Annotated in this window: 16 protein-coding genes; 11 read left to right on the forward strand and 5 right to left on the reverse strand. The window is 68.8% G+C overall.

All coding sequences use genetic code 11. The features are described 5' to 3' along the window. Positions 1-19 precede the first annotated feature (19 nt). Entirely contained in the window at positions 20-1,057 is a 1,038-nt protein-coding gene (locus tag NJ1_RS22400; RefSeq protein ID WP_067697548.1) for a hypothetical protein, read from the forward strand. A gap of 114 nt (positions 1,058-1,171) precedes the next feature. On the opposite strand, the gene NJ1_RS22405 is transcribed toward NJ1_RS22400, so the two are convergent. The 3 genes from NJ1_RS22405 to NJ1_RS22415 all read right to left on the reverse strand — a co-directional run bounded on the left by NJ1_RS22405 (position 1,172) and on the right by NJ1_RS22415 (position 3,472). After that, a complete protein-coding gene (locus NJ1_RS22405) occupies positions 1,172-1,579 on the reverse strand; it encodes a RidA family protein (RefSeq protein WP_067697550.1) in 408 nt (135 codons plus the stop codon). 76 nt (positions 1,580-1,655) lie between these two features. Beyond that, positions 1,656-2,411, reverse strand: a complete 756-nt coding sequence (locus tag NJ1_RS22410; RefSeq protein ID WP_067697553.1) for an IclR family transcriptional regulator — start codon at positions 2,409-2,411, stop codon at positions 1,656-1,658. Continuing rightward, entirely contained in the window at positions 2,408-3,472 is a 1,065-nt protein-coding gene (locus NJ1_RS22415) for a sugar kinase (protein WP_067697555.1), read from the reverse strand. The genes NJ1_RS22410 and NJ1_RS22415 overlap by 4 nt, the downstream gene beginning before the upstream one ends. A 134-nt stretch (positions 3,473-3,606) precedes the next feature. Between NJ1_RS22415 and NJ1_RS22420 the strand changes: the two genes are divergently transcribed. The 5 genes from NJ1_RS22420 to NJ1_RS22440 all read left to right on the forward strand — a co-directional run bounded on the left by NJ1_RS22420 (position 3,607) and on the right by NJ1_RS22440 (position 9,215). Further along, positions 3,607-4,911 carry a type III PLP-dependent enzyme domain-containing protein gene (locus NJ1_RS22420; RefSeq protein ID WP_067697557.1) on the forward strand — a complete coding sequence of 435 codons (1,305 nt, stop codon included), beginning with the start codon at positions 3,607-3,609 and terminating at the stop codon, positions 4,909-4,911. 10 nt (positions 4,912-4,921) lie between these two features. Beyond that, complete coding sequence (locus NJ1_RS22425; protein ID WP_067697559.1) at positions 4,922-6,532, forward strand: N-acyl-D-amino-acid deacylase family protein; 1,611 nt, start codon at positions 4,922-4,924, stop codon at positions 6,530-6,532. Then, positions 6,529-7,146, forward strand: coding sequence for a bifunctional 4-hydroxy-2-oxoglutarate aldolase/2-dehydro-3-deoxy-phosphogluconate aldolase (locus tag NJ1_RS22430; RefSeq protein ID WP_067697561.1), 618 nt, complete (start codon positions 6,529-6,531; stop codon positions 7,144-7,146). The genes NJ1_RS22425 and NJ1_RS22430 overlap by 4 nt, the downstream gene beginning before the upstream one ends. Positions 7,147-7,154: 8 nt before the next feature. After that, positions 7,155-8,750, forward strand: coding sequence for a GntP family permease (locus NJ1_RS22435; RefSeq protein WP_067697564.1), 1,596 nt, complete (start codon positions 7,155-7,157; stop codon positions 8,748-8,750). A gap of 96 nt (positions 8,751-8,846) precedes the next feature. Beyond that, positions 8,847-9,215 carry a DUF6188 family protein gene (locus NJ1_RS22440; protein ID WP_067697565.1) on the forward strand — a complete coding sequence of 123 codons (369 nt, stop codon included), beginning with the start codon at positions 8,847-8,849 and terminating at the stop codon, positions 9,213-9,215. A 35-nt stretch (positions 9,216-9,250) separates the two neighbouring features. On the opposite strand, the gene NJ1_RS22445 is transcribed toward NJ1_RS22440, so the two are convergent. Continuing rightward, a complete protein-coding gene (locus NJ1_RS22445; protein WP_169813181.1) occupies positions 9,251-9,775 on the reverse strand; it encodes a nitroreductase/quinone reductase family protein in 525 nt (174 codons plus the stop codon). A gap of 73 nt (positions 9,776-9,848) precedes the next feature. Further along, complete coding sequence (locus NJ1_RS22450) at positions 9,849-11,540, reverse strand: LCP family protein (RefSeq protein ID WP_084478616.1); 1,692 nt, start codon at positions 11,538-11,540, stop codon at positions 9,849-9,851. An 89-nt stretch (positions 11,541-11,629) separates the two neighbouring features. Here NJ1_RS22450 and argC point away from each other — a divergent pair, with 89 nt between their 5' ends. Genes argC through argF form a run of 5 tightly spaced genes read left to right on the forward strand, consistent with a single transcriptional unit; the run spans position 11,630 to position 16,977 of the window. Beyond that, complete coding sequence (gene argC, locus NJ1_RS22455) at positions 11,630-12,706, forward strand: N-acetyl-gamma-glutamyl-phosphate reductase (RefSeq protein WP_067697568.1); 1,077 nt, start codon at positions 11,630-11,632, stop codon at positions 12,704-12,706. Next, positions 12,703-13,914 (forward strand): bifunctional glutamate N-acetyltransferase/amino-acid acetyltransferase ArgJ, encoded by a 1,212-nt coding sequence (argJ, locus tag NJ1_RS22460; protein WP_067697570.1) that lies wholly within the window; start codon positions 12,703-12,705, stop codon positions 13,912-13,914. The genes argC and argJ overlap by 4 nt, the downstream gene beginning before the upstream one ends. Continuing rightward, the gene (gene argB, locus NJ1_RS22465) at positions 13,911-14,828 is read left to right on the forward strand and encodes an acetylglutamate kinase (RefSeq protein WP_067697573.1); all 918 of its coding nucleotides are present in this window, start codon (positions 13,911-13,913) and stop codon (positions 14,826-14,828) included. The genes argJ and argB overlap by 4 nt, the downstream gene beginning before the upstream one ends. Continuing rightward, complete coding sequence (locus NJ1_RS22470) at positions 14,825-16,039, forward strand: acetylornithine transaminase (protein WP_067697575.1); 1,215 nt, start codon at positions 14,825-14,827, stop codon at positions 16,037-16,039. Before argB ends, NJ1_RS22470 begins: the two co-directional genes overlap by 4 nt. Further along, positions 16,036-16,977, forward strand: coding sequence for an ornithine carbamoyltransferase (gene argF, locus NJ1_RS22475; protein ID WP_067697578.1), 942 nt, complete (start codon positions 16,036-16,038; stop codon positions 16,975-16,977). Before NJ1_RS22470 ends, argF begins: the two co-directional genes overlap by 4 nt. Positions 16,978-16,979: the final 2 nt, after the last annotated feature.

Here is a 16,979-nt window from a genome sequence, read left to right on the forward strand (position 1 = left end):
ATCGATGGGTGGAACCCGAATGACCGAGCCGCGCGAAATCGCCGAACGGCTGCTCGATTTGCAAGTCGACTTCATCGTCGCGGAGGTGACCGGCGATCGCTTCGCCGAGGTGATCGCCCGCGATGTCGAGGCGGTGGTGGGCGTCGCGGACACCATCATCTTCCGCGACGTGGTGCAGCTTGACGAGGCCAAGGAAACCGTGGCCAAGGTGATCAACCTGATCGGCGGCAGCCCGGTCATCCAGGAATCGGTCGGCACCTTCGCCGATTCGATCTACGACAATATCGCCGCCAACGACGAGACCACCCTGGGTGACGTCGTCGATCGCGAGCCGGTCGAACAGCTGCTGGAGAAGATCTTCGGCATGCACCAGGCCCAGGAGCGAATCCTGGAGCGGCTGACCGAGAGTCCGCTGGTCGCGACGGTGGCGTCCAAGTTCGTGGACAAGCTGATCAACGACTTCATGGAGTCCAACCGCCAGATGGCGAACAAGATTCCCGGTGTCGGTTCGCTGGTCTCGCTGGGCACCTCCGCGGCCAAGCAGGCCCGCAAGGCGGCCGAGAAGGCCGCCGGTGACGGCACCTTCCTCGGTGAGATGGCCGGTAAGGGCGCGCAGTTCGCGCTCAAGCGCACCAATAACGCCATTCGCGAGATGCTGCGCGATTCGCCCGTGCACGACGCCGCGATGGAGTTCTGGGATCTGCACGCGGGCGAGCCGGTCAGCGGTCTGCGCGCCTACCTGACCCAGAAGGACCTCAACGAGCTCGCGGTCATCATCTATCAGATCGCGCTGACCACTCGCGAGAAGGAATACTTCGGTGTCCTGATCGACGAATGCGTCGAGGTCTTCTTCGAGAAGTACGGCGATCACACCCTGGCCGCCATGCTGCCCGAACTGGGTCTGTCCGAGGCCGATATCGCCGGTGAGATCCTGCGCTACGGCCCGGCCGTGGTCGAGGCCGCCAAGCGAAACGGTGTGCTGGCCAAGCTGGTTCGCGAGCGGCTCGAGCCGTTCTTCCTGTCCGAGCCGGTGCTGGCGGCGATCGCCGGGAACTGACTCTCCCCGCCGAACACGAACGGGCCGGACACTTCTCAGGTGTCCGGCCCCTCGTGTGTCGGCTCACCGCGGATCGATCCGCGACGAGGACGGCCCGATTCCGTAGTGGCCGAGTCAGCCCTCGACGATGGCGATGCCGTCGATCTCCACCAGCATCTCCTCGCGCGGCAGGCCGGTGAAAACTGTGGTGCGCGAGGGCAATACGCCGCCGGTGGTGTGCTTGTTCACGAACTCGCCGTAGGCGTCGTTCATGATCGGGAAGTCTTCGCGCTTGGTCAGATACACGCGCAGCATCACCACGTCGTCGAAGCTCGCCCCGCTCGCCTCGACGATCGCCTTCACGTTCTCGAGGGTCCGGGTGGTCTGGGCGGCGACGTCGCCCGGGTAGAGGTACTCGTTGCTGACCGGATCCACCGGCCCCTGTCCGGAGACCTGGACGAACGGACCCTTGCGCACGCCCTGGGAGAAGGTGTGTGCGGGCGCGGGGGCGTCGGTGGTGCGGACGGCGATCTTCTCACTCATGGTGCGGCCTTTCGTTGTGCGGGAGAATGATTCGTGCGGGGATCGTGTTCGGGGGGATCGTTCGTGCGGGTGAGATTCAGCGCCCGGCGTCCGGGCTCCAGCCGAGTTCGGCCGAGATGGCATCGGCGGTCTCGACCATGCGCGGCAGCATGCCGAGCACCTGGGCGTGGTCCAGCAGCATGTCCGGCACCGACATGGACATCGCCGCGACGATCGTGCCGGTGCCGTTGCGGATGGCCACCGCCACACAGTTGACGAAGCTCTCGTGTTCCTCGTGATCCTCGGCATAGCCCTGTGCCGCAACGAGTTCCAGTTCCCTCAGGTACTGCTCCGGGGTGCGGATGGTGCGGTCGGTGAAGGGCCGGTACTCGATGCTCTGGGCGATCGCCCGCCACTGTTCGCGCGGCTGTCCGGTCACCAGGATCTTGCCGACGGCCGTGCAGTGCAGCGGTGCGGGCCGCCCGACCCGCGAGTACATCCGCACGCTCTGGGTGGCGTCCAGCTTGTCGATGTACACGGCCTCGCCCGATTCGTAGGCGGCCAGGTGCAGCGTCTGCCCGGTCGAGGCATTGAGCGCGCTCAGATGCGTTCGCGCGACGGTGCGCACGTCGCGGCCTTCGAGTGAACGGTTGGCCAGCTCGAAAAGCCGTGAGCCGAGCCGATATCGGTGCTCACTGTCATGGGTGACGAAACGATCCGCCTCCAGGGTCTGCACCAGTCGCAGCACCGTGGACTTGTGCACGCCGAGCCGGGTGGCCAACTGCTCCAGGGACTTCGGTTCCTCACCGAGTTCGGTGAGGATGGTGAGGGCGCGCGCCAGGCTCTGACTCATGAGGCCACATTCTCGGACACGGGCCGGTGCGCGCCGTAACGCAGCCCCGCCCACTCCTCGGCGGTCGCGGCGGAGAGGGATTCCAGGACCGGCAGCGACGGCAGCTCTGCGATGTCACCGGTGCCGGTGAGCGCGGCGGCGGCGCACAGATGTCCGAAGCGCAGCAGTTGTTCGTGCGAGCGGCCCTGCAGCAGCGCGGCCAGATAGCCGCCCGCGAACGCGTCGCCCGCGCCGATCCGCTCGGTCACCTCGAGCCGCAGCGCGGCCACCTCGAGTCGCCGATCGCCGTGCCGCGGATCCCGGAGGAAACCGGTGACCGAATGCTTGTCGTTCTTGATCACCAGATGGCTCGGTTGCGGGAACATCGCACGCAGCGCCCCGGCCTCGCCGACCCCGAAGACCGCCTCGGCCTCGTCCGCGCCGAGGAACGCCACATCGCTGCCCTGAATGTGGCGGGCGAGGATGTCCCCGATCGTCGAGTCGTCGGACAATTCCGTGCGCCGAGCCCAGAGCGCCGGGCGGAAGTTGAGGTCGAAGCTGATCAGCCGGTCGCGGCGGGGCAGCGCGAGCAGCGCGTCGACGAGCGCTGTCGCGGAGGGGGACAGCGCCGTGGTGATCCCACTGGTGTGGATCAGCGCGGACTTCTCGAGTAGCCGGGTGGACGCGTCCAGATCCGCGGGTGAGAGGGCGCTGGCGGCGGAATCGGTGCGGTAGTAGAGCATCCGGCTGGCCCCGGCCGCGAGGTCGTGCGGGCCGTCCGAGCCGCTGCCGCGCTCCTTCACGTAGAGGCCGGTGGGCCGGATCGGATCGACGATCACACCGGCGGTGTCCACGCCGCGCCGCGCGAGATGCCCCACCAGGTAGCGGCCGAACCCGTCGTCGCCCACGCGCGAGATCCAGGAGGTCGGCACGCCGAGCTGGGTGAGCACCGTGGCCACGTTCGCCTCCGCGCCACCCGCGCCGCGATCGAACGCCGGGGAGTCCTCGAGCGGGCCGGGTCGCGCGATGAGCACGGCCAATCCTTCGCCGAGGGTGACGGCGCTCGGGGTCGGCTGGCTCACACCAATCTCCTTCAGATGGTTGCGGCGGTGGGTCCTGCTGTGCACAATAACCAGCAACAAACATATTACGCAACAAGCGTTGCAAAATATGCAATAGCAAACAGATATGACGATTTCGATCGAGGAGGAGTGCCGTGGCCGTCGACAATGCTGTCGTCGCAGCCCTGAGCGATCGGCGACTGGGGCCGGAGCACAAGTCGGTCCCGCCCGCCGCCTGGGGTTCGACAGTGCGCGAATTCCTCGCCGCCGCACCGGGTCTGGACGAGCTGCAGACGCCGGTGCTGACCATCGACCGGTCGGCAGTGCGCGCGAACCTCGCGGTCATGGCGGACTGGGCGCGGGCCGCGGGCGTGCGCCTGGCCCCGCACGGCAAGACGACCATGTCCCCGCAGCTGTGGAGCGAGCAGCTGGCTGCCGGAGCCTGGGCCATCACCGTCGCCACCGGCTGGCAGGCGCAGGTGGCGCGCTCGTTCGGCGTGGATCGCATCGTGCTGGCCAACGCACTGCTGGATCCGATCGGATTGCGCTGGGCCGCAGCCGAATCCGCTGCACATCCGGAATTCGAGATCTTCAGCTGGGTCGACGGCGTCGACAGCGTGCGGGAGATGGAGCGGCATCTCGCCGACGCGCCCGACGGCGTGCGACTGTCGGTGATCGTGGAACTCGGTGGGCCGCACGGGCGTACGGGCGCACGCGGCGTGGAGGCGGCGTACGCCGTCGCCGAAGCCGTGCACGCGTCCTCCCGCCTGCGCCTGGCCGGAGTCGGCGGTTACGAGGGCGCGCTCGCGCACGACCGCACCGCCGAGGGCCTGGCCGCGGTGCGGCGCTACCTCGACGACGTCGCGGTGCTGCACCGGCGGATCGCGGACGCCGGACTCTACGAGGGTGGCGCGCTCATCACCGCGGGCGGCAGCGCCTACCCGGACCTGGTCGTCGAACGCCTCGCCGGATCGGCCGACGAGCAAGGCGCGCACGGGGTTCCGACCACCGTGGTGCTGCGCTCGGGCGCCTACCTGATTCACGACGACGGCTTCTACTCCGGCATCTCACCGCTGGCCGCCGGTCACACCGACCGGCCGCTGCGGTCGGCGATGCACGGGTGGGCGCGCTGTGTGTCGCGCCCGGAAACGGAGCTCGCGCTGCTGGACGCCGGCAAGCGCGATCTGCCGTTCGATGAGGGGCTGCCGGTCCCGCAGCGGATCGCGGGACCGGCAGCGCACCGGCTTCCGGCCGGGGCGGTGGTGACCGCGCTCAACGATCAGCACGCCTTCCTGCGGCTGCCCGGCGGCGAGTCCGCCGATGTGCCGGTGGGCAGCGTGGTGCGGCTCGGGCTCTCGCATCCGTGCACGGCGTTCGACAAGTGGCGGCTCATTCCGGTGATCGACGACGCCGATGCCGAAAGCCCCCGCGTGGTCGATTTCCTGCACACCTTCTTCTGAGCGGAAACCCATGGCCGACTTATTGATTCGCGATATCGACATCATCGACGGAACGGGCGCGCCCCGGTATCGCGGTGACGTTCTGGTCGACGGCGGGCGGATCGCCGCGATCGCGGCCCCCGGCACCGCGGTCTCCGACGCACGGGTGCTCGAGGGCGAGAACCTGGCGCTGGCACCGGGATTCATCGATATGCACGCGCATTCGGACCTGCACCTGCTCATCGAGCCGGGGCACTTCCCGAAGCTCAGTCAGGGCATCACCACCGAGGTGATCGGGCAGGACGGGCTGTCCTACGCGCCGATCGACGATGCGGCACTGGCCATCGTGCGCCGCCAGATCGCCGGGTGGAACGGCAATCCCGCCGATTTCGACTTCTCCTGGCGCACCGTCGGTGAATATCTCGACCGGCTCGATGCCGGTATCACCCCGAACGCCGCGTATCTGGTGCCCCAGGGCACGCTGCGGCTGATGACGGTCGGCAGCGAACAACGCGGCGCGAGTGCGGGCGAGATCGCCCGCATGCGCGAACTGCTCGCCGAGGGCCTCGCGCAGGGCGCGGTCGGCATGTCCAGCGGACTGACCTATACGCCCGGAATGTACGCCGACACAGCGGAACTCACCGCCCTGTGCGAGGTGGTGGCCGAGGCGGGCGGGTTCTTCGCCCCGCACACCCGGTCCTACGGCGCGGGCGCGCTCGAGGCCTACGCGGAGATGATCGAGCTGGCCCGGCGCACCGGCTGCGCCCTGCATCTGACCCACGCCACCATGAACTTCGGCGTGAACCGCGGGCGCGCGGGGGAATTCCTGGCGCTGGTGGACGCGGCGCTGGCGGAGGGCTGCGACATCACCCTGGACACCTACCCGTATCTGCCCGGGGCGACCACGCTCTCGGCGCTGCTGCCGAGCTGGGCCATGTCCGGCGGCCCCGATGCCGCGCTGGCCCGCATCGCCGATCCGGACGAGCGGCTCCGGATCGCCCGGGATGTCGACGAGCACGGCTCCGACGGTTGCCACGGCGTGACCGTGGAATGGGAGACCATCCAGATCAGCGGCGTCGCCGATCCGGTCCTGGACCGGTACGTCGGCATGAGCGTCGCCGAGATCGCCGTCGAGCGCGATATGCCGCCGGTGGCGGTGTTCTTCGACCTGCTCACCCGAGATCAATTGGCCACCGGCATTCTTCAGCACGTCGGGCACGAGGAGAACGTGCGCGCGATCATGCGGCACTCGCGGCACATGGGCGGCAGCGACGGGCTGCTGGTGGGGGAGCGGCCGCATCCGCGCGCCTGGGGCACCTTCCCGCGCTACCTCGGTCACTACGTGCGCGAACTCGGCGTGCTCGGGCTCGAGGACTGCGTGCACCACCTCACCGGGCGGCCCGCGCGACGCCTGCGGCTGGCCGATCGCGGCCTGATCCGGCCCGGCTACGCCGCGGACCTGGTGCTCTTCGATCCCGAAGCAGTCTGCGACACGGCCACTTTCGAGAACCCCGCACAGCAGGCGCGCGGCATCCCGCACGTCCTGGTCAACGGCGAGTTCGCGCTCGAGGACGGCAAGCCCACCGGGGTGCGGGCCGGGCGCGCGCTCCGCATGAATTCCACACGGAGGCAGACGCTGTGAACGCCCTGGAGACCATTCGCGAGGACCGCGCGCTGACAGTGGTTCGCGCACCGGAGATCCCGGATCCGGCGGCGCTGGCGCAGGCCCTGGCCGAAGCCGGAATCCGGGCCCTGGAACTGACTTTCACCACACCCGGTGTGCTCGGCTGCCTGCGCGCGGTCGCCGAGTCCGGATACGGCGTGATCGGCGCCGGCACCGTGCTGACCGCGGAGCAGGCGGCCGCCGCCATCGACAACGGCGCACGGTTCCTGGTCACCCCGGGCCTGCGCGAGGAGGTGGCCGCGGTGGCCGCCCGGCACGACATCCCGGTCGTGATGGGCGCTTTCACCCCCTCGGAGGTGATGCGGGCGATGGATCTCGGCGCGGCCGCGGTGAAGATCTTCCCGGCCCGGGCACTGGGACCGGGCTATCTCAAAGACCTGCGCGGACCGTTCCCGGAGGTCCCGCTCATTCCCTCGGGCGGCGTGAACGTCGCCAATGCCGCCGAATTCCTCGCCAACGGCGCGGTTGCCGTCACGGCGGGCACCGATGTCGTCGCACCCGCCGATGTGGCCGCCGGACGGTGGCCCGAGATCGGCACGCGCGCGGCATCATTCGTTCGATCCCTGAAGTGAGGTATCCCATGGGCGCCACCGTCGACTGGCTGCGCACCACCACCCCCGGACTGCTGGTGCTGTGCGGGCTCGCGATCGCGCTGCTGCTGCTCGCGATCATCCGGTTCAAACTCGAACCCTTCATCGCCCTGCTGCTCACGGGTCTGGCGCTGGCACTGGCCGCCGGACAGCCGGTGTCCACGATCGTCGGCACCGTCGCGAAACCCGGTGAGTCACTGCTGGAAACGGGCTTCGGCGGCATTCTCGGCCATATCGCCGTCATCATCGGACTCGGCACCGTGCTGGGCGCGATCCTCGAACGCTCCGGTGGCGCGGACGTATTGACCGGCAAGCTGCTGAACCTGTTCGGCGAGAAGGGCGCTCCGGTGGCCATGGGCCTGCTCGGGCTCATCTTCGGCATCCCGGTGTTCTTCGATATCGGCATCTTCGTGCTCGCGCCGCTGGTATACGTGGCCGCCAAACGCGGCGGCAAATCGCTGGTGCTGTACGCGCTGCCGATGCTCGCGGGTCTGTCCATGACACACGCGTTCCTGCCGCCGCATCCGGGTCCGGTGGCTTTGGGCGGACTGCTGGGCGTCAGTCTCGGCTGGCTGATCGTGGTGGGATTCGTCTGCGGCATTCCGGGATTCATCGCCGCGGGCATCGTCTGGGGCGGCTGGATCGGCCGCCGGGTGCAGGTCGAGGTTCCCGCGGAGTTCCTGGTGCGCAAGGAATCCGACGAGCAGGGCAGCGCTCTCGCACAGGGTGCGCCCGAGTCGAGTCCCGCGGGAGCCGCGGGTGTGCTCACGTCGGCCGCGCCTACCGGCGCCGGGTTCTCCGAGACTCCCACACCGGCATCCGAGACCGCCACGCCGACCTCCGGCACCGCTGTGGCCACCACATCCAGCATCGCCGCTCCGGCTTCCGACACGGCCACGCCGACCCAGGCCCCGCCCTCGGTGGGCCTGATCGGCGGCATCATCGCCATTCCGCTGGTGCTGATCCTCGGCGCGACCTTCGGCAGCCAACTGCTCACGGCCGGTTCCCGGCCGCTCTCGGTGCTCACGTTCCTGGGCACTCCCGCTGTGGCGCTGCTGATCTCGGTCCTGGTCGCCTTCTACGTGCTGGGCATGCGCCGCGGCTCGACGGTGAAGGAACTCAGCACCTTGACCGCGGAGTCGCTGCGCCCGGTCGGCATGCTGCTGCTGGTCGTCGGTGCGGGCGCGTTCTTCGGAAAGGTGATCGCCGCCACCGGGATCGGAGCCGCGCTGGCGGACACCATGTCCGCGGCGGGCCTGCCGGTGATCGTGCTGGCCTATCTGATCAGCTGTGGCCTGCGCATCGCCCAGGGCTCGGCGACCGTCGCGATCGTCACCACCGGCGGCATCGTGCAGCCGCTGGTGACCGGCCACGACTATTCGCCGATGGCGCTGGCCCTGATCGCCATGGCCATCGCCGCCGGGTCGATCATCCTGAGTCACGTCAACGACGGCGGCTTCTGGATCATCTCGAAGTTCTTCAACCTCACGGTGAAACAGACGCTGCAGACCTGGACCGTCCTCGAGACGGTGCTGTCGGTGGTGAGCTTCGCGGTGGCGGCTCTGCTGTTCGCCATCCTGGTGTGATTCTCGGTACCCGCAGCTTCGCCCCCGGTCGCCCCGGGGGCGAACCTGTGTTCCCCTCGTGCACAGTGGAAGTACGGCTAGCGAGGGAGAACCACCATGGACCTGCCGATCGTCGGAGAGCAGCTGACGGTGTCGTCGTCCAACGGGTACGTGATCACCCTCGGCGCGGGCGCGCACGAGCTCCATATCGAAGGGGAACTGGCGGTACACAGTCCGAGCGGCCCGACTCTGCGCCGGATCGCGGGCGAGCCGCACACCGAGGATGTCGCCTCCGCGGTGGCCGGTGAGATCGTCTCGGCCACCGTCACTTCCACCGGTGAGCTGCGGATCGACCTGGACTCCGGCAATCGCCTGGTGGTGGAACCGGACCGGTATTTCGAAGCCTGGAACATCACCGCGCCGGGCAAGTATCTGGTGGTGTGCATGCCGGGCGGTGAGCTGGCGATCTGGTCGGAGGACACCTGAGCCGCCGCATCATCGGCTCGGGTGTGGGCGATGCGTCAGTTCCCGGCCGCGCGATGCAGCACCGCGATCGGAAACCGCCGATCGCTCAGCGCCTGATAGGTCTCGAAGTTGGGGTAGGCGGCGACCAGTATCCGCCAAAGTCGCTGGTACTCGGCGTCTTCGGTGACCACGCGCACGTCAACCGCCCAGCTGTCCCCGCCCACTCGCACGTCGGCCTTCCCGGCCGCGACCAGATTCTTCCACCAGTTCGGCGCTCCCGGATGACCGCCGTTGGAGCCCGACACCAGCAGATCGTCCCCGTCCCGCGCCAGCATGAGCATGACCGGCCGGGGTTCGCCGGACTTGCGGCCCACCACGGTCAACCGGAAGACCGGGCTGCCCTGCAGGGTGGTGAGCCGGGTGCCGCCGAAGCGCTCGTAGAGCCGGCCGTGCAGGCGGCCGTAGAAGCGCGACACACCGCCCAGGTGGACGCTGGAGAAATGATTGAACCTGCCGCTGAGCGTCAGCTTGCCGGTCTGCTTGCCGGTCTGCTTGCCGGTCTCGGAAGTATCGGCTGCCATTCGTAATCCCATCCGCGAGCCGTCGTGTCGCGACTCACTGTACATAGCGTCCAGTGAGTTGTCGGGATGGCCATCAATTCACGCAGGGGATCTTCGAGCCGATGGTGGTGGTGACCGGCTTGCCCGCGTCGGGCGCGTCCGAGGTGGTGGTCGCCGCTGTCGTGCCGGCCGTGGCCGTGGCCGTGGTGGTGGTCGCGGCCACCGCCGTCGGGTCGAGCCCCTCCGGAATCTCGAAATCGGTCCCGAGCACCAGCCTGATGTGACCGGACGTGACCGAGGTCGACGCGTTGATCGGCACGCCGCCGAGCATGTCCGCGAGCTGCTGCGCGTCGGCCTCGCCGCCGGCGCCGTAGTAGACGCCGGTGGTGGTGCCGTCGCCGTAGACGGCGTTGGTCACCTCGCCGGTGGGGAATCCCTTGGCCCCCAGCAGTTTCGACACCTTGGCGGCCGTGCCCGGCTTGCTCGTCGCGTTGACCACGTCCAGGGTGTTGACCGGCGTGGTCTTCGGCGCGGTGGCGACCTGCGGCGCTTCGACCCCGAACGCGGCCCGCACTTCCTTCTTGATGGCCACCGGATCGACGATGTTCACGTCCTGACCGTCGATATTGTCGAAGCGCAACACCGGAAGCGTGCGGAACTCGACGCTCGGTGAGTCCGCGTGGCCGAGTGTCGCCGCGAAATCGATGAGGCTCCAGTCGTCCGACAGCACCACATTGCGATGCGCCGCCTCCATGAGCGCCTTGAGCTTGCCCGGATTGGTCAGCGTGCCCGAGCTTTTGAGCTGATTGGCGACCGAGGTGAGGAACGCCTGCTGCCGGTGTGTGCGATCGAGGTCGCCGTTCTCCAGTCCGTGCCGCTGCCGGACGAAGGCCAGCGCGTCCGAGCCGTCCAGATGCTGCGGCCCGGCGGGGAAGACCGCACCGGAGAAGTAGCTGTCGTCGACCGCCTTGTTGAGGCAGACGTCCACGCCGCCGAGCGCGGTCGCGAGATCGTAGAACCCGGCCAGGGAGATCTCGGCGAACCGGTTGATCGGAACGCCGGTCAGGGCTTTCACGGTCTGCACGATGGAGGCACGGCCCGCCTCGCGGCCCGTCTTCTCCAGATCGACCTTGTCGGTGACGCCCTGCGCCTTGGCCTTCTCCTCCGCGACGAACTTCTTGAGTCCGTACGCCTCCTTGATCTTCGCGTGGTCGTAGCCGGGGATGCCGGACACCGAGACGTAGTCGTCGCGCGGGATGGAGAACGCGGTGATCTTCTTCATATCCTTCGGGATGTGAATCAGGATCAGTGAATTGGCGTTGTAGCCGCCCTCGCTGCCGTCGCCCGCGTGCAGCTGATCCAGGATCGCCTTGGGCAGGTCGTTGCCGTTGAGGTCCTTGCGGGTGTCCAAGCCGATCAGCAGCATATTGATATCGCCGCCGAGATCCATGTCCTCGGGAACGATGCCGCCGGCGGTGCGGGTGAACCCGGAATCCAGGCTGTTCTCGCCGTACCAGGCGATTCCGCTCACGCCCATGACGCCGACCGCGACCAGGGCCACGAGTCCGCGCCCGGCGTAGCGCAGCCGGTTGTGCACGGCGCTCTTGTGCCCGTCGCTCGTTTTCGCGGTGCTGTCGTCCGTGCTCTCGGCGCCCGCGCGTCGGCGATGCGACGTCGGCTGGGCGCGCCGGGAGCGGCGGGGCGCGGGGGTGGGCGGCTCTGCTGCTCGGCGGGCGCCGCCTGCTGGGCGGTAGACCGGGAGCTGCTCGGTGTCGTCGTCGTACATGGCCCTGTCAAGTGTGCCGGACGCCGGTGGTTTCTGTCAGATCCGCACCCGCTTGTGAATGAGCTTGCACAGTCGTGCATAATCATCACATGGCGGATACCTCTGGTGGACCCTCGGTACGGGTCGCGGTAGCTGGTGCGAGCGGGTACGCGGGCGGCGAAGTCCTGCGTCTGCTGCTGGGTCACCCAGCCTACCGAAACGGACGCCTCGAGATCGGGTCGCTGACCGCCGGATCCAATGCGGGAACCCCGCTGGGCGCACTGCAGCCGCATCTGCTGCCGCTCGCGGACCGCATCCTCGCGCCCACCACTCTCGACGAGCTGGCCGGTCACGACGTGGTGTTCCTCGGACTGCCGCACGGGCAGTCCGCGGCCATCGCGCAGCAGCTGCCCGAGTCCACCGTCATCATCGACTGCGGCGCCGACTTCCGGCTCACCGATGCCGCCGCGTGGGAGAAGTACTACGGCAGTCCGCACGCGGGCAGCTGGCCCTACGGTCTGCCCGAACTGCCGGGCGGTCGCGAGAGGCTGCGCGGGGCGACCCGGATCGCGGTGCCCGGGTGCTATCCGACCGTGTCCAGCCTGGCGCTGGCTCCGGCCGTCGCGGCGGGCATCATCGAACCGAACGTGAATGTGGTTGCGGTGAGCGGCACCTCGGGCGCGGGCCGCAAACTCGATGTGGGACTGCTCGGCTCCGAGGTGATGGGGTCGATGCGGGCCTACAGCATCGCCGGCGCACACCGGCACACGCCGGAGATCTCGCAGAACCTGAAGGCCGCGAGCCAGGACGCGCCCGGCGGCGCGGTCGATGTCGCCGTCTCCTTCACCCCCGTGCTGGCCCCGCTGCCGCGCGGCATTCTCGCCACCTGCACCGCGCCCACCCGGGTGGACGCCGCCGCGGCCCGCGCGGTCTACGAGAAGGCCTATGCCGATGAGCCTTTCGTGCACCTGCTGCCCGAAGGCGTCCTGCCGCAGACCGGTTCGGTGCTCGGCTCCAATGCCGTCACGCTGCAGGTCGCGGTCGACGAGGCCGCCGGGCTCCTGGTGGTCATCGGCGCGATCGACAATCTGACCAAGGGCACCGCCGGCGCGGCGGTGCAATCGATGAACCTGGCCCTCGGAATCGAGGAGACCGCAGGACTTTCCACCGTAGGAGTGGCACCGTGACTTCCATCAACGACGGCAAGCTGGTCCGGACCCAGGGCGTGACCGCGCCGCTGGGTTTCCGCGCCGCCGGTATCGCGGCCGGGATCAAAGTCAGCGGCAAGCCGGATCTGGCGCTGGTGTTCAGCGAGGGGCCGGAGTACTCCGCCGCGGGCGTGTTCACCCGCAACAAGGTCAAGGCCGCGCCGGTGCTGTGGTCGCAGCAGGTGCTCAGCGGCGGGCATCTGCGCGCGGTCATCCTCAATTCCGGTGGCGCGAACGCGTGTACGGGTCCGGGGGGATTCCAGGACACCCACGCCACCGCCGAGGAACTCGCGAAAGCGTTGAGCAACTGGGGAACCGAGACCGGCGCGGGCGAGATCGCGGTCTGCTCCACGGGTCTCATCGGCGATCGGCTCCCGATGGACAAGCTGATCCCGGGCATCACCGAGATCGTGCACGAGATGGGCGGCGGGCTCTCCGGCGGCGCGGAGGCCGCGCGCGCCATCATGACCACCGACACCGTGCCGAAAGAGGTCGCGTTCCACCACGAGAACAAGTGGAACGTCGGCGGCATGGCCAAGGGTGCGGGCATGCTCGCGCCGTCGCTGGCCACCATGCTCGTCGTGCTGACCACCGATGCGGTGGCCACGCCCGCGCAGCTGGACACCGCGCTGCGCAACGCCACCCGCATGACCTTCGACCGCCTGGACGTGGACGGCTCCTGCTCCACCAACGACACCGTGCTGCTGCTGGCCAACGGCGCGAGCGAGGTCGCCCCGACCCAGGACGAGCTGAACGCGGCCGTGCTGGCGGTCTGCGACGATCTGGCCGAGCAGCTCATGAACGACGCCGAGGGCGTCACCAAGAAGGTGCACATCACCGTCACCGGCGCGGTCAGTGAGGACGAGGCGCTCATCGGCGCGCGGGCACTGGCTCGCGACAGCCTGGTCAAGACCGCGTTCTTCGGCTCCGACCCGAACTGGGGCCGGGTGCTGGCCTCGATCGGCATCGCGCCGATCGAGCTGGACCCGAACCGGATCTCGGTGTCGTTCAACGGATTCCCGGTGTGCATCGACGGCGCGAGCGCGCCCGGCGCGCGGGAGGTGGACCTGTCCGGTCCCGATATCGCGGTGCTCGTCTCGCTCGGGCTCGGCGACGGGGAGGCCACCGTGCGCACGACCGATCTCTCGCACGCGTACGTCGAGGAGAACTCGGCGTACAGCTCATGAGCACCGATATCTCGCAGTTGTCCGCGCTGGACAAGGCGCATGTGCTGGCCGACGCGCTGCCGTGGCTGCAGAAGTTCCGCGACAAGGTCGTGGTGGTCAAGTACGGCGGCAACGCCATGATCGACGACGACCTCAAGAGCGCGTTCGCCGCGGATATGGCGTTCCTGCGCACGGTCGGCGTGCACCCGGTGGTGGTGCACGGCGGCGGGCCGCAGATCAGCGCCATGCTGAAAAGGCTGGGCCTGCAAGGAGAATTCCGGGGCGGCTTCCGCGTCACCACGCCCGAGGTGATGGATGTGGTGCGGATGGTGCTGTTCGGTCAGGTCGGTCGCGAACTGGTCGGGTTGATCAACGCGCACGGGCCGTACGCGGTCGGCATCTCCGGTGAGGACGCGCACCTGTTCACCGCCACCCGGCGCACCGTGGACGTGGACGGCGCGGCCACCGATATCGGCCTGGTCGGCGACGTCACCTCGGTGAATCCGGACGCGGTGCTGGATCTCATCGCGGCGGGCCGGATTCCGGTCGTCTCCACCATCGCGCCCGACGCGCTCGGGGTGGTGCACAACATCAACGCCGACACCGCCGCGGCGGCGCTGGCCGAGGCCATCGGAGCCGAGAAGCTGGTCGTGCTCACCGATGTCGAAGGCCTGTACACGAATTGGCCGGACCGATCCTCGCTGACCACGCGCATCGACACCGACCAACTCGCCGAGTTGCTGCCGAGCCTGGATGCGGGCATGGTGCCCAAGATGGAAGCCTGCCTGCGCGCCGTGGCGGGCGGTGTTCCGACCGCGCACGTGATCGACGGCCGGGTCCCGCATTCGGTGCTGCTGGAACTGTTCACGGGGGAGGGCATCGGCACGATGGTCACCCCGGTCGCAGAGTCTTCGAACGACGGAGTGAAGTTATGAGCACAGCCGAGATTCAGCAGCGGTGGTCCGCCGCGCTGATGAACAACTACGGCACCCCGAAGATCGCGCTGGTGCGCGGTGCCGGTGCGGTGGTCTACGACGCCGACGGCAAGCGCTACCTGGACTTCCTCGGCGGTATCGCGGTCAACAGCCTCGGGCACGCGCATCCGGCGATTCTGGAGGCGGTCACCCATCAGCTGGGCACGCTCGGGCATGTGTCGAATCTGTATGCGAGCGAACCGGTTATCGAGCTCGCGGAGCGCCTGCTGGCGCACTTCGGTGATGGACTCAGCGGTGACGGCCACGGCAAGGCGTTCTTCTGCAACTCCGGTACCGAGGCCAACGAGGCCGCGTTCAAGATGGCGCGCCTGACCGGAAAGACCAAGATCGTCGCCTGTGAGGAGGCCTTCCACGGCCGGACCATGGGTGCGCTCGCGCTGACCGGTCAGCCCGCCAAGCGGGAACCGTTCGCGCCCATGCCCGCCGGAGTGGTGCACGTGCCCTACGGTGACGCGCTGGCCCTCGCGGCCGCCGTCGACAAGGACACCGCCGCGGTGTTCCTCGAGCCGATCATGGGCGAGAGCGGTGTCGTGGTGCCGCCGGCCGACTACCTGGCCAAGGCGCGCGCCATCACCAAACAGCAAGGCGCGCTGCTGATCCTGGACGAGGTGCAGACCGGTATCGGCCGCACGGGTGCGATGTACGCGCATCAGGCGGCGGGCATCGTGCCCGATGTGATCACCCTGGCCAAGGGTCTGGGCGGCGGCCTGCCGATCGGCGCGGTGCTCGCGCAGGGCGAGGCGGCGGCACTGCTGCAGCCCGGCATGCACGGCACCACATTCGGCGGCAATCCGGTCTGTGCCGCGGCGGCGCTGGCCGTGCTGCGGACCATCGACGAGGAGGGACTGCTCGCGCACGTGGAGCAGGTCGGCAAGATCCTCGTCGACGGCATCGACAGCCTCGATCATCCGCTGATCGATCATGTGCGCGGCGCGGGTCTGCTGATCGGCATCCAGCTCACCGCCGGTATCTCCGCGCAGGTCGACGAGGCCGCGCGGGCGGCCGGATATCTGCTGAATCCCGCCAAGCCCGATGTGATCCGGTTGGCGCCGCCGCTCGTGCTCACCGAAACCCAGGCCGAGAATTTCGTATCCGACCTACCCGGCATCCTCGATGCCGCGCAGGCCACAGCGGAGAAGGGCACCAAGTGAGCATCCGGCATTTCCTGCGTGACGACGACGTCAGCCCGGCCGAGCAGGCCGAAATCCTGGCGCTGGCAGCGGAATTGAAGGCCGCCCCGCAGTCCCGGCGGCCGCTCGCCGGACCGCGCGGTGTGGCGGTCATGTTCGAGAAGAACTCCACCCGCACCCGCTTCTCCTTCGAGATGGGCATCGCGCAGCTCGGCGGACACGCCGTGGTCGTGGACGGCCGCGACACCCAGCTGGGTCGCGAGGAGACGCTCGCCGACACCGGCCGGGTGCTCTCGCGCTACGTGGACGCCATCGTCTGGCGCACCTTCGAGCAGACCCGGCTGGACGAAATGGCGGGCGCGGCAACGGTTCCCGTCGTGAACGCGCTGTCCAACGAGTTCCATCCCTGCCAGGTGCTCGCGGATCTGCAGACCCTGAGGGAACGCAAGGGTGAGCTGGCCGGTCGCAACCTCACCTTCCTCGGTGACGGCGCGAACAATATGTCGCATTCGCTGCTGCTGGGCGGCGTGACCGCGGGCCTGAACGTGACCATCGCCGCCCCGGCGGGTTTCGAGCCGCTGCCGTGGATCGTGGACCTGGCCCAGAAGCGGGCCGCGGAGACCGGCGCGAGCATCACCTTCACCGACGATCCGCGCGCGGCCGCCGAGGGTGCGGACGCGCTGGTCACCGATACCTGGACCTCCATGGGTCAGGAGAACGACGGTCGCGACCGCGTGGCTCCCTTCCGGCCCTTCCAGGTCAACGCGGAACTGATGGCCCTGGCCGCGCCCGATGTGACAGTGCTGCACTGCCTTCCGGCTCATCGCGGTGAAGAGGTCACCGACGAGGTGCTCGACGGCCCGCACAGCGCGGTCTGGGACGAGGCGGAGAACCGGCTGCACGCGCAGAAGGCGCTATTGGTCTGGCTGCTGGAGAAATTCGGGCGAGGTGAGGCGTGAGC

This window comes from Nocardia jejuensis NBRC 103114 (assembly GCF_001613145.1).
Taxonomy (GTDB): Bacteria; Actinomycetota; Actinomycetes; order Mycobacteriales; family Mycobacteriaceae; genus Nocardia; species Nocardia jejuensis.